Origin of the sequence: Pedobacter sp. CG_S7, from assembly GCF_040544395.1 — a bacterium.
GTDB lineage: Bacteria > Bacteroidota > Bacteroidia > Sphingobacteriales > Sphingobacteriaceae > Pedobacter.
On the sequence record NZ_JBEONS010000003.1, the window covers coordinates 83,291 to 97,270 of the forward strand.

The 13,980-nt window shown below is 37.7% G+C and carries 12 protein-coding genes; all 12 read left to right on the forward strand.

The features are described from left to right. Position 1: 1 nt before the first annotated feature. The 12 genes from AAKU52_RS03295 (at position 2) to AAKU52_RS03350 (ending at position 13,957) form a co-directional block, all read left to right on the forward strand. Positions 2-1,045: a polysaccharide biosynthesis protein gene (locus AAKU52_RS03295; RefSeq protein WP_354330197.1), complete on the forward strand. Its 1,044-nt coding sequence runs from the start codon at positions 2-4 to the stop codon at positions 1,043-1,045. A gap of 1 nt (position 1,046) precedes the next feature. Then, positions 1,047-1,481 carry a cupin domain-containing protein gene (locus AAKU52_RS03300; protein WP_354330199.1) on the forward strand — a complete coding sequence of 145 codons (435 nt, stop codon included), beginning with the start codon at positions 1,047-1,049 and terminating at the stop codon, positions 1,479-1,481. Between the two features lie 2 nt (positions 1,482-1,483). Then, positions 1,484-2,602, forward strand: a complete 1,119-nt coding sequence (locus AAKU52_RS03305; protein WP_354330201.1) for a polysaccharide biosynthesis C-terminal domain-containing protein — start codon at positions 1,484-1,486, stop codon at positions 2,600-2,602. A 25-nt stretch (positions 2,603-2,627) separates the two neighbouring features. After that, a complete protein-coding gene (wecB, locus tag AAKU52_RS03310) occupies positions 2,628-3,767 on the forward strand; it encodes a non-hydrolyzing UDP-N-acetylglucosamine 2-epimerase (RefSeq protein WP_354330203.1) in 1,140 nt (379 codons plus the stop codon). Positions 3,768-3,771: 4 nt separating this feature from the next. Continuing rightward, positions 3,772-4,983: a glycosyltransferase family 4 protein gene (locus tag AAKU52_RS03315; RefSeq protein WP_354330205.1), complete on the forward strand. Its 1,212-nt coding sequence runs from the start codon at positions 3,772-3,774 to the stop codon at positions 4,981-4,983. Continuing rightward, positions 4,976-5,578, forward strand: coding sequence for a sugar transferase (locus AAKU52_RS03320; RefSeq protein WP_354330207.1), 603 nt, complete (start codon positions 4,976-4,978; stop codon positions 5,576-5,578). Before AAKU52_RS03315 ends, AAKU52_RS03320 begins: the two co-directional genes overlap by 8 nt. Then, positions 5,579-6,202 carry an acetyltransferase gene (locus tag AAKU52_RS03325; RefSeq protein WP_354330209.1) on the forward strand — a complete coding sequence of 208 codons (624 nt, stop codon included), beginning with the start codon at positions 5,579-5,581 and terminating at the stop codon, positions 6,200-6,202. Next, positions 6,192-7,361 (forward strand): DegT/DnrJ/EryC1/StrS family aminotransferase, encoded by a 1,170-nt coding sequence (locus AAKU52_RS03330; protein WP_354330211.1) that lies wholly within the window; start codon positions 6,192-6,194, stop codon positions 7,359-7,361. The genes AAKU52_RS03325 and AAKU52_RS03330 overlap by 11 nt, the downstream gene beginning before the upstream one ends. A 26-nt stretch (positions 7,362-7,387) precedes the next feature. Beyond that, positions 7,388-9,280: a polysaccharide biosynthesis protein gene (locus AAKU52_RS03335; RefSeq protein WP_354330213.1), complete on the forward strand. Its 1,893-nt coding sequence runs from the start codon at positions 7,388-7,390 to the stop codon at positions 9,278-9,280. 215 nt (positions 9,281-9,495) lie between these two features. Further along, on the forward strand, positions 9,496-10,203 hold the full coding sequence (locus tag AAKU52_RS03340) for a hypothetical protein (RefSeq protein ID WP_354330215.1): 708 nt from the start codon (positions 9,496-9,498) through the stop codon (positions 10,201-10,203). 24 nt (positions 10,204-10,227) lie between these two features. Then, a complete protein-coding gene (locus tag AAKU52_RS03345; protein ID WP_354330217.1) occupies positions 10,228-11,850 on the forward strand; it encodes a hypothetical protein in 1,623 nt (540 codons plus the stop codon). A 199-nt stretch (positions 11,851-12,049) separates the two neighbouring features. Then, positions 12,050-13,957 (forward strand): polysaccharide biosynthesis protein, encoded by a 1,908-nt coding sequence (locus tag AAKU52_RS03350; protein WP_354330219.1) that lies wholly within the window; start codon positions 12,050-12,052, stop codon positions 13,955-13,957. The last annotated feature ends 23 nt before the right edge of the window (positions 13,958-13,980 follow it).

A 13,980-nucleotide genomic window follows, 5' to 3' on the forward strand; every position in this document is an offset into this window, starting at 1 on the left:
AATGCAAAAGCTAAAAGACAGAGTTTTGTTAATCACCGGAGGCACAGGTTCCTTCGGAAATGCAGTATTAAACCGTTTCCTACACACCGATCATTTTAAAGAAATCCGGATCTTCTCTCGTGATGAAAAGAAACAAGATGACATGCGAAACCAATTAAAAAGTGAAAAGCTTAAATTTTACATTGGTGATGTTCGTGATTACAATAGTGTAGAACGTGCAATGCGAGGTGTTCATTACGTCTTTCATGCTGCTGCACTAAAACAAGTTCCTTCTTGCGAATTTTTCCCCATAGAAGCTACAAAAACTAATGTTTTTGGTACACAAAATGTAATTGATGCAGCTGTATTTAATAAAGTTTCAAAGGTAATTTGCTTAAGTACAGATAAAGCAGCTTATCCAATCAATGCAATGGGAATATCTAAAGCATTGATGGAAAAGGTAGCTATCGCAGCTTCAAGAAATATTGTAGGCGAAACTACAGTTTGCTTAACCCGCTATGGTAATGTAATGGCATCAAGAGGATCAGTAATACCTTTATTCTTAAAACAAATAAAAGATGGAAATGCATTAACCATTACAGATCCTAATATGACACGCTTCCTAATGTCATTGGAAGAAGCTGTAGAATTAGTGTTATTTGCTTTCGAAAATGGAAATCAAGGTGATCTTTTTGTAAATAAAGCACCAGCAGGTACGATTGGAGATTTAGCACAGGCTTTGAAGGAATTATGTAAAGCTGATAATGAAATAAAGGTAATTGGTACCCGCCATGGAGAAAAGCTTTATGAAACTTTATGTACACGTGAAGAGATGCAAAAAGCTGAAGATATGGGTGAATTTTACCGTATCCCTGCCGATAACAGGAATTTAAATTATAATCAATATTTCTCAGAAGGAGAAACTGATTTATCTGTAATTGAAGATTACCATTCGCACAATACGGAGCAACTTGATGTTGAAGGAATGAAGGCACTTTTATCTAATCAACCTTACATTCAAAGAGAAGTGTTCGGAGAAATCGAAGCTGTGCAATATCCTGGATAGTATGTTGAAGCAGCCTGAATTTATTATTGGAGGAAATCATTGTGATAAACGTGGTCAATTGTCATTTGTGAATGATTTTTCATTACAACAGGTAAAGCGTTTCTATCATATCCATCACCCAGATATAAATGTGATTCGTGCGTGGCAAGGTCATCAAATTGAACAAAAATGGTTTTATGTTTTAGAAGGTAGTTTTGATATCGTTTTGGTAAAACCAGATGATTGGACTCAGCCATCTAAAGATCTTGAGGTAATACATTATCGCATTACTGCACTAAGTGGCGTTTTACATGTGCCTAGCGGTTATGCTAATGGTTTTAAAGCAGTTCTGCCAAACTCAAAGATGATTGTCTTTTCTGATGCTACAGTTGAACAATCTAACAATGATAATTACCGGTTTGACCAAAATATGTGGTTTGACTGGAATATAATATAAATATGGTTAAAATAGGGATTACTGGTCAACAAGGTTTTGTTGGTCAACATTTATATAACACTTTAGGTCTTTTTCCTGAAGAGTTTGAAAGAATAGAATTTCATCGTGATTTCTTTGAAGATCCAGAAAAGTTAAATGAATTTGTTACTTCTTGTGATGTAGTTGTTCATTTGGCTGCAATGAATCGTCACAATGACCCAAATGTTATTTATGATACTAACCTTGGTTTAGTTCAAAAATTAATTACTGCTTTGGCAATTACAGAAAGTAAAGTTCATGTACTCTTTTCATCATCCTCACAAGAAGAAAGAGATAATGTTTATGGCAGGAGTAAAAAAGAAGGACGGGAACAATTTATCAGCTGGGCAAAAAGTACTGAAAATCAGTTTACAGGATTAATTATTCCAAATGTTTTTGGTCCTTTTGGTCATCCTTATTATAATTCCTTCATTGCTACCTTTTGTCACCAGCTGGCACACAATGAGCAACCTCATATTGAGGTTGACGGAGAGGTGAAATTAATTTATGTTGGCGATTTAGTTAAATCAATGATCAAAGAAATCAGAAGCCAAGTAGGTAATGATCTTATTACGATTTCACATACTGACCAATATAATGTTTCTAAAATATTAAGTCTGCTGGAAACTTATAAAGAACAATATTTAAAGTCGGGTATTATTCCAGCTTTAGGAAATATATTTGAAGTTAATCTATTTAACACCTTTCGGTGTTATATGGATATCAAAAATCACTTTCCCGTTAAGTTTACGCAACACATTGACCCGAGAGGTGCATTTGTAGAAGTTATTAGGTTAAATGTTGGCGGTCAAGTATCCTTCTCAACCACAGTCCCTGGTATTATTCGTGGGAATCATTATCATACCCGTAAGATTGAGCGCTTTGCCGTTATTAAAGGAAAAGCACTTATTCAATTGAGAAAAATAGGAACAGAAGAAGTTTTGGATTTTCATTTAAATGGTGAAGAACCAGCTTATGTAGATATGCCTATTTGGTATACGCATAATATTAAAAATACAGGAGACGAGGAACTTTATACTATTTTCTGGATCAATGAGTTTTTTGATACAAATGACCCTGATACTTTTTTTGAAAACGTATAGATACTATCTATAAGACATGACAACAATGAAAGAGAAATTAAAAGTAATGACTGTCGTAGGTACACGACCTGAAATTATAAGATTGGCCAGAGTAATGGCTGCTTTGGATGCTTCTGAAGCAATAGAGCATATTATTGTTCATACTGGGCAAAATTATGATTATGAATTAAATCAGATTTTCTTTGATGATTTACAGATCAGAAAACCCGATCATTTTCTAAATGCTGCTGGAACAAGTGCCACAGAAACGATTGGACAAATTTTAATTAAAATAGATCCGTTGTTAGAAAATTTAAAACCAGATGCATTTTTAGTCCTTGGTGATACTAACAGTTGCCTATGTGCAATTCCGGCTAAAAAAAGGCATATTCCAATCTTCCACATGGAAGCTGGAAACAGGTGTTTTGATCAGCGTGTGCCAGAAGAGACCAATAGAAAGATAGTAGATCATATTTCAGATATCAATTTAACTTATAGTGACATTGCTAGAGAGTATCTTTTACGTGAAGGATTACCTGCCGATAGAATTATTAAAACTGGTTCTCCAATGTTTGAAGTCTTAAATCACTATAAGCCTCAAATCGAAAGTTCTGATGTTATAAACAGGTTGAATTTAGAGGAAGGGAAATATTTTGTTGTTTCTTCACATCGGGAAGAAAACATCAGCAGCGAAAAAAACTTTAACGGTTTAATGGCAAGCCTTAATTTAATTGCAGAAAAGTATGGTTATCCAATTATTGTAAGTACGCATCCGCGTACCAGAAACATGATAGATGCGAAGAAAATAGAAATGCGTCCAGAAATTCAATTTTTAAAACCTATGGGATTCAACGACTATAATGCTTTGCAAATGAAGTCTTATGCAGTGCTTTCTGATAGTGGTACCATTTCCGAAGAGTCTTCTACCCTTAATTTTCCGGCATTAAACATTAGAGATGCACACGAAAGGCCAGAGGCAATGGAAGAAGCTTCTGTAATGATGGTGGGGATGAATCCAGAACGAATTATGCAGGGTTTAATACAACTTCAATACCAAAAGCGTGGTGTTGAAAGAAATTTTAGAAAAGTTGCAGATTATTCAATGCCTAATGTTTCTGATAAAATGGTAAGGATTATCATTAGCTATGTTGATTATATTAAGCGAGTAGTTTGGTCAGAACAATAAATTTATGAACATTCTTTTTTTAACTATTACCCGTTTCTCAGATATTAATGCAAATGGCATATACACAGATCTTATGCGCAAGTTTAAGAATGAAGGCCATAAAGTTTATGTTGTTACACCTTCTGAACGCCGTTATAATGAAGAAGTTGGGTTAATAGATAATGAACACATACAGATATTAAAAGTTAAGACACTCAATATTCAAAAAACAAATATTATTGAAAAAGGGATTGCAACCTTAACAATTGAAGGCAAATTCTTAAGGGAAATTAAAAGCGAATTCGATAAGATAAAGTTTGATTTGATTTTATATACTACACCGCCAATAACTTTTTCAAAGGTAATTAAGTTTATAAAAAAGAGAGATGGCGCATTGTCATATCTTTTATTAAAGGACATTTTTCCTCAAAATGCAGTGGATTTGGGAATGTTGAAATACGGAGGTTTTTTACATAGATTTTTCAATAAGAAGGAGAAAGTACTTTATGACATTTCCGATTTTATTGGATGTATGTCTCCAGCTAATGTTTCTTTTTTAATAAAAAACAATCCAAGTTTAGATGCTAATAAAATTGAAGTCAATCCAAATAGCATTGAACCTTTTTTAAAACCGCTAAAGATTGAGGAAAAGATAAATATTAGAACAAAATTTAATATTCCTGTTGATCATACCGTTTTTATTTATGGTGGTAATTTAGGTAAGCCTCAAGGAATAGATTTTTTGGTAGATGTCCTCTTATCGAATAAGGGAAACTCGAATGTTTTTTTTGTAATAGTTGGTGGTGGAACAGAATACCATCTTATAGAGAAAGCATTAAAAGCTTTTGAAATAAAAAACGCGTTTCTCTTAAAAAGCTTGCCTAAAAAAGAATATAATGAGCTTTTGCTGGCTTGTGATATTGGATTAATATTTTTGGATAAGCGGTTCACTATTCCTAATTTTCCTTCTCGTATACTTTCCTATATGGAAGCCAGAATGCCAATTTTAGCTGCGACCGACAAAAATACTGATGTTGGGAAAATTTTAGAAGAAAATGAGTTAGGCTTATGGGTGGAAAGTGGAAACCTTGATGATTTCAATCAAAAACTTCAGCAACTTATAATCAGTCCAGCCAACAGGATAAATATGGGAATAAATTCTTATCAATTTTTGTTAGACAATTATTGTGTCAAACACACCTATCAAATCATAATGAATAAAATTTCAAATGTATAAAGCTTATTTTAAACGTTATCTTGATTTTATTGTCTCCTTATTTGGTTTTTTATTTTTAAGCCCTTTATTTTTAATATTAATGGTGGGATTATTTTTTGCCAATCAAGGTAAACCCTTCTTTTTCCAAACGCGCCCAGGTAAAAATGGTAAGCTTTTCAGAATCATTAAGTTTAAAACCATGAATGATCGTAAAGGCGTCAATGGAGAACTACTTCCAGATGCAGAACGTTTAACTTCCATAGGTGCTTTTGTACGTAAATCCTCTTTGGATGAAATTCCACAACTCCTCAATGTAATCATAGGCAACATGAGTTTAATCGGCCCGAGGCCATTATTGCCGGAGTACTTGCCATTATATTCTAAAGAACAATTTGAGCGTCACGATGTCCGCCCTGGCATCACTGGTTGGGCTCAAATAAATGGTCGAAATGCAATTTCCTGGCAACAAAAATTTAAACTTGACGTTTTTTATGTAAACAACCTTAATTTTTGGTTAGATTTGAAAATCATATTGTTAACTATTAAGAAGGTTATTGTAAAGGAAGGAATTTCTTCAGATACATCAGTTACAATGGAGAAATTTACAGGGAACTAAATGCATATAATAGGAGCGAGCGGTCATGCTAAAGTTATTATAGAAATCCTTAAAATAAATAGTGAAGTTATTTTGGGTGTTTGGGATGACAATCAAGAGTTAAAAAACTTCCAGGGTCTAGAAATTTCTGGTAATATAGCTGCTTTTAAGCAGCAGCATGTAAATTCCTACATTATTGCTATCGGCAATAATAAAATCAGGAAACAAATTGCCGAACAACTTGAACCAACACTTAAGGTGGCGGTACATCCAGGTAGTTCCATATCTCCTTCAGTTATCCTGGGAAAAGGAACGGTAATTATGCCAAATGCAACCATCAATGTTGATTGTAAAATAGGCAATCATGTCATTATCAATAGCAATGCTTCTGTAGATCATGATTGCCAAATTGGTGATTTTGTCCACATTTCTCCTCAGGTTGCCTTGGCTGGAAATGTGAAGGTAGCAGAGGGCACGCATATTGGTGTAGGGGCTTGTGTCATCCAAGGGGTCAACATTGGTAAATGGTCAACAGTGGGTGCTGGCGCAGTGGTCATCAGGGATGTGCCTGATTATGCTGTTGTGGTTGGCAACCCAGCTTCGGTTATAAAATATAATTCCAAAATTATAAATAATGAAAAATAAAATTTGGCTCTCTTCGCCCCACATGGGTGGCACTGAACAGAAATTCGTAAACGAAGCCTTTGAGACTAACTGGATCGCTCCATTAGGTCCACATGTAGACAACTTTGAACTCGATCTGGCAACCTACACCAAAACAAAACATGCAGCAGCCTTAAGTTCTGGTACCGCTGCCATCCATTTAGCCTTGATTATGCTGGGTGTAAAACGTGGCGACGAAGTAATTTGTCAAACCATGACCTTCTCGGCCAGTGCTAACCCCATTACTTATTTAGGTGCTACCCCGGTTTTTGTAGACAGCGAAAAAGAAACCTGGAACATGTGCCCAAAACTGCTGAACTCAGCAATACAGGATCGCATTGCCAAAGGTAAAAAGCCCAAAGCCATTATCCCCGTCCATTTATATGGCATGCCCGCACAAATGGATAAAATCATGGCCGTGGCTAACATCTACGGTATTCCTGTTATTGAAGATGCTGCAGAAGCATTGGGTTCAAAAATAAATGGAAAAGCCATGGGGAGCTATGGTAACATGGGCGTCCTTTCTTTCAATGGTAATAAAATAATTACTACTTCTGGTGGTGGAGCATTGTTGAGTAACAACAACGAATACATTACCCAAGCCAGGTTTTTAGCCACTCAGGCACGTGATGAAGCACCACATTACCAGCATAGCCAAATTGGTTACAATTATAGAATGAGTAATATTGCTGCAGGTATTGGTCGTGGTCAAATGGAAGTTTTAGATGCACATGTGGAATTGCGCCGCCAAAATTTTGAAACTTATAAAAAAGAATTTGCTCCTATTGAAGGGATCACTTTGCTGGCAGAGCCTAAAGGCTATTTTTCTAACCGCTGGTTGAGTACCATTTTAATTGATCCAGTATTCGCTAATGGCGTAACCAAAGAGGATGTGATCTGTGCTTTATTGGTAGAAAACATTGAATGCCGGCCATTATGGAAGCCAATGCATTTACAGCCGGTATTTGATAAAAGTCCTTTCTATGGCGACGGCACTTCCGAAAACTTATTCAACAATGGTTTATGCCTGCCTTCTGGTTCTAATTTAAAGAAAGAAGAAATAAAGAGGGTATGTACGATCATTAAAAATACTTTTGCCAATACCACTAAATCGATCAATGATCTGGCCGAATTAGTTTAATCTTTTTCCCACTTATTTATATTCCAATGTTCTCAAAACTTGAAATTGTTCCCCGTTGGGTAATCTTTACCATCGACATCTCCTTAACTGTTTTTGCCCTCCTCCTGGCAAAATTGTTGAAATTTAACCTTAACCTCACAGAAATTAACGTCCTGGCTTTATATAAGTCAATCATTGCCGTTGTAATCATCAACACCCTTGTTTTTTATGCGCTGAAAACTTATTCAGGTATTGTTCGCTTTACCTCTGCACAAGATACTTTCCGCATTTTATTCTCTATTTTATCTAGTTCTTTCTTCCTCTTTTTCGCTAATACTTTTGTCTTAGCTTTTGATGGTCCTATGTTTATCTCTAACGTCACCATCATTATTTACTCCTTAATTTCATTCCTCTTTTTAATTATTTACCGGATTTTTGTGAAGTATTTTTTCATGTACGTCAAAAATACAGGTCTGAATAAAATTAGGATCATCATTTATGGGGCAGGGGAAGCAGGCTTAGCCACTAAACGTACTTTTGACCACGATAATAAAATCAATAAGCACATCATCGCTTTTGTAGATGATGACCTGAGAAAAGTGGGTAAAACCATACAGGGCGTAAAAATCATGAATGCGGCCAAGCTAGAAGCATTGATTGTTAAGCATGAACTCGATGAGATCATTTTTGCCAGTTATACCATCCCCTCAGATAGAAAAAATCAAATTGTAGACATCTGTCTGGAACATAAAGTCAATATCTTAAATATCCCTCCTCCTGATGTTTGGTCCAAAGGCAGGGTGAGCGTTGCCCAGATTCCTCCCCTCAACATAGAGGATTTGTTAAACCGTAAACCAATAGAAATTAATACCAATGGGATCCAAAAGGAATTAAAAGATAAAATCATTTTAATTACCGGTGCGGCAGGTTCTATTGGCAGTGAAATTGTACGCCAGCTGATGAAATTTGAAACCGGCATGATCATCATGTGCGACCAAAGTGAAACGGCCCTCCATAATTTATTCCTGGAAATGGAAGAAACCCATCAAAATTCTAAATTCCATGCTTTTATAGGCGATGTGAAGGATGAGCAAAGAATGGCTTTTCTGTTTGAAATGTTTAAGCCACACTATGTATACCATGCCGCAGCTTATAAACATGTGCCAATGATGGAAGATAACCCTGCAGAGGCTATAAAAACCAATGTTTTGGGTACCAAAACGATTGCCGACATGGCTGTGAAACATGGGGTAGTCAAATTTGTGATGATCTCTACAGATAAGGCCGTAAACCCTACAAATATTATGGGTGCTTCAAAGAGAATTGCGGAAATCTATGTGCAGTCTTTAAACAATGCCCATAACGGTGCAACTAAGTTTATTACCACCCGTTTTGGAAATGTTTTGGGCTCTAATGGTTCTGTTATACCCCGCTTTAAGCAGCAAATTGAAAAGGGTGGGCCTCTTACCGTAACACATCCTGAAATTACAAGGTACTTTATGACCATCCCAGAGGCTTGCCGTTTGGTGCTCGAAGCAGGTTGCATGGGCAAAGGGGGCGAAATTTTCGTCTTCGACATGGGTAAATCGGTTAAAATTGTGGAACTAGCCAAGAAAATGATCCGCCTGGCAGGCTTAATTCCTGATGAGGACATCGCTATACAGTTCACCGGCTTAAGACCTGGCGAAAAGCTGTATGAGGAGTTGTTAAACGATAATGAAAATGTAATGCCTACCCATCATGAGAAAATTATGATCGGAAAAGTGAGGGTGTATGTGTTGGATGCCGTAAACCAGCAGATCTCCTGTCTTTTGGAGCATGCCGGTATCAACGACAACCGCAAGGTGGTGATCCAAATGAAGGCCATGGTGCCTGAATTTATCAGCAAAAACTCAAAATTCGAAGAATTTGACCTCATCGCCTCAAAACCACTGTATTAACTACCTGGTAATTTTAGCGAAACCCTGACTCCGTATGGTTAAATTAAAAGCCAAATTATTATTGTAAAGTTCACAAATAAAATATGTGTAATTACGTGTTTATTATTACCTTAGCGGCGTGGAAATCGTAAATATCCCTTTTAGGCGTTTTTAATAGATCTGAATGAAGAAAATATAATATACCTATTGATAAATATATAATATAATAATTAACTATGAAAAGAAGATTTACTTTTTTAGTCCTAAGCTTTCTCTTGTTGCTCGGCGCACAGGTCAATGCTCAAACTACCAACACTGCACTCGACAAGCAGTTGCGCAATAAATTTTTTATCTCTGCTCATGCGGCCACTCAGGGTTTAGGTCTGGAGTTAAAATATGCTCCTATAGCTAAATACAACATTCGTGTGGGTGCAAGTATTTTGCCTATAAAGTGGAACGCTGTATATAACGTACGCAGCGAACCTACTGATCTTGATTTGAATGCTGATTTCGCCAACGCACATTTAATGCTAGATTGGCATCCATTTATCAACGAAACTTCTTTTTCACGTAAAGTGATCGTTACTGCTGGTGCGGCTTACTTCTGGAAAGCGCAAGGTGATGCAGTGGTTACTTACCGTGGTGTTTATAACTATGGCGATATCGAAATTCCTAGTGCCGATCTTGGTCAGCTAATGGGTTCTGTGAAATGGAACAAAGTAGCGCCTTACCTGGGTATTGGTTTTGAAAATCCTTATCCTACCAAAAAGTTCAATATTGGTTTTGCTATTGGCGCTTACTATATGGGCGAGCCTGATGTAAGCCTTACGGGTACTAAATTTCTGGTTAGAAACCAAAGTAACGAAGCGCAGTTTAGAAAAAATATGTCCAACTATACTTTTATGCCAGTTGTTCAAATTAATTTAAATTTTGCCCTTAACTAATACTTTACTAAAATATTTATACTTATGAAAACATATTTTAAATTATATAGCTTCTTGTTTTTTGCAGCCTTTCTTTTTAACAGTTGCAGAAACCCGGCTTATGAGCTGAATGTATTGTTTGATGCTGATGTCATCGAATACAAAGCAACCCTTATTCTTAAGGATGCTAGCGGTAGTGTTTTACCGAATAACTTAACAGTTGCTATTGCTGGTGCGGATGCAGCGAGTATCTACGATTTCTCTGGTACCAAAAAAGTTTATGCTAATGGTGGTGTCATTACTTTAGGCGTTACGCCTAAGGCAATTCCTACTGCAGCGAAATCTTTGAGCTTCAATGTGCTCATTAGTGGTCCCGGTTACGATGATAAAAATATCCCCGTTACCATTGTGGTTAAACAGTTCAGCCAAATTATTGAGGTAACCATGTTAAAAGTGGCTATCCCTACAGCAGTTACTGCTGTGGCAGCAAGTACCACTACAATTGTTAGTGGTACCACTGTGGCGCCTACAGTTGTGGCTACTCCTACAGGTAATGTTGGCGAAACAGCTACCGTTACGGTTCCTGCTGGTACTCAAATGAAAGATGCTACGGGTGCAGTAATCGCTGGTTCTAAGCTTATAGTGAATGTGGTGAATTATGAGGCTAAAGATCCTGCTACCATCGATTTATTTCCTGGGGCAAGTTTAAGTGCCCCTAGTGTGGTGGGTGCTACCGGTACTACGGGTTCTGCTTTCTTTATTCCTGCAGGTTTTACAAGTGTTAAAATGTTTGTGGATAGTAAAGAGGTTAGAAACTTTAATACACCTATCAATATAAGTGTACAATTAGATCCTACCTTCAGGCCTTCGGCTACTGGTGCTGTGGTTAAAGTTGGTGATCAATTACCGGTTTACAGTTATGATGTGTCTACCGGTCAGTTCAAATTTGAAGTGATGGGCACGGCTGCCATTGATTCAAAAAGTAAATTGGCCATCACTTTCCCAATAAATCACTTAACTATATTTGTGGTTGGTGATGTGTTTGCTACCACTGCTTGTATAAAGGCTCCTGTTACTTATATTGCCCCATGGTTAAATGATGCAAAACAACCAGTGATTGTTGAAGTATTAACTGCTGATGGTTTAAAGGTAATTGGTTCTACCACCGTATTGGTTGAAAATGGACTTGTTAATCGCTTTGCTAATCTTCCTGCTATTGCAGTAAGATATAGAGTGAAAGATTATACAGGTAATGTTTTAGCGCAGGGTGCAATAACTAATCCTTGTGCGGGTGCTGCCCTCACCATTAATTTGACTGCTCCTGCTGTTCAAGTGCAGAATATTACGTTGGTATTGAATGTGGTTTGTCCGGGTAAAGGTTCTATTATTGTGCCTAACTTCGATTTGTTCTACAAACCTACTGGTGCGGCTAATACGGAGTTCCGTTTATTGGGTACTGCTGAAAAAGGACTAATCAAAACTACTTTATTAAAAGTCGGTGTTACTTACGACTTCAGAGGTTCATGGAAAAATGAAACTAAGGTGATCAATAAACGCACGATTACTGCTCAGGATATGTCGATCACTGTGGGTGAAGATTTTGATTTGGGTACTGCTCGTGAAACAAACAGGGCTTTATTGATTGAGCTTTGTAAAACTATCGACTAAATCATAAATTAAATAAATTACTAGCCTGCCTCCTATTACAGGAGGCAGGCTTTTTTATGCGCTGTTTGTAGTTCCGGCACTTTCCTGGCCTCATGTTGTATAATACTTGTGTATTTTCTTGTGTATTGACTTGTGTACCTAATTATTTAATGATTTAATGCAGATGTATTAAATTTGAAATAAAATTAAACGAAGTACAATGTTCGCGAAAATAGCTATTATGCCCCGCTGGGTTATTTTTACCATAGATTTAGGCTTAAGCATTTTTGCACTCTTTTTGGGCAATATATTGAAAGTGAATTTTGTGATCAGCGATATTCCTATCCTTAACTTATTAAAGGCAATCCTGCTGCTGGCGCTGATCAATACCCTGGTTTTTGTGAACCTGAAAACCTATGCTGGTATTGTCCGTTTTACCTCTGCCCAGGATTCTTTTCGCATTTTAACTTCTGTCATCGCCAGCTCCACACTGCTCTTTTTTGCAAATGCCACGTTGCTCGTTTTTTACCCCCGGCCAATTACAGCTAATGTGGTCATCATCATCTATTCCTTGTTTACCTTTCTGTTCCTGATCAGCTACCGTATTTTTGTCAAGTATTTTTTTATGTACATCAAAAATGCCAGCCTCGATAAAGTAAGGGTCATTATCTATGGTGCGGGAGAGGCTGGCTTGGCCACCAAAAGAACTTTAGACCATGACCAGAAAATCAATAAAAACATTATTGCCTTTGTGGATGATGACCTGCGCAAGGTAGGGAAGTCTTTCGAAGGGGTCATGATCTTCAATGCCGCAGATATTGCCCACCTGATCCAGAAGCATGCACTCGATGAATTGATTTTTGCCAGCTATACCATCCCTGCTGAACGGAAAATTAAAGTGGTCGACATTTGCCTGGCCAATCACGTCAGGATTTTAAATGTGCCTCCTCAGGGCGCCTGGGCAAGGGGAAAGGTGAGCCCTGCCCAAATTCAAAACATGAAGATCGAAGACCTCCTGAACCGCGAAGCCATCAGCATCAATACCGACGGAATTCAAAACGAATTGGAAGGTAAGAGAATCCTTATTACTGGTGCCGCAGGTTCTATAGGCAGCGAAATTGTTAGACAGCTCCTCAAATTTGAAACTGGCCTGATCATTATGTGCGATCAGAGCGAGACGGCGCTGCATAACTTATTCCTGGAAGTGGAAGAGATGCACCAAAAAAAAGTATGCCACGCCTTTGTTGGGGATGTTAAAGACCTGCAAAGAATGGAATACCTTTTCAAAACCTTTAAGCCCCAATACGTGTATCATGCTGCTGCATATAAACATGTGCCCATGATGGAAGACAACCCCGCAGAAGCGGTCAAAACTAATGTATTGGGCACTAAAACCATCGCTGACCTGTCGGTTAAACATGGCGTACAAAAGTTTGTCATGATTTCGACCGACAAAGCGGTTAACCCCACCAATATTATGGGGGCTTCTAAAAGGATCGCGGAAATTTATGTGCAATCACTCAATAATTCCATGGTATGGCCGCTCACCAGGTTTATGACCACACGCTTCGGCAATGTGCTCGGCTCTAACGGCTCTGTGATCCCGCGTTTTAAACAACAGATTGAAAGGGGAGGCCCCGTTACCGTAACGCATCCTGAAATTACCAGGTTTTTTATGACCATCCCCGAAGCTTGTCGCCTCGTGCTCGAAGCCGCTTACATGGGTAATGGTGGGGAGATATTTATTTTTGACATGGGTAAATCCGTGAAAATCGTCGACCTCGCCAAAAAAATGATCCGCCTCGCTGATTTAATTCCCAACCAGGATATTAAAATCGAATATTCTGGCTTAAGGCCCGGCGAGAAGTTATATGAAGAGCTGCTAAACGACCAGGAGAATACGCTGCCTACCCACCATGAGAAAATTATGATCGGCAAGGTTCGCGAATATGTGTTCAGGGAAGTGCAAAAACAGGTTCATGAACTGGTGGCAATGGCGGTTTGCAACCACGATCAACAGGTGGTTAGGCAGATGAAATTAATAGTACCCGAGTTTAAAAGTAAAAATTCGAAATATGAAGCGCTCGACCGGGTGGTTAACGTGATGAATTTACCGCTTGCCGATTAAATGAGTCAGCCTTGTTTCCACAT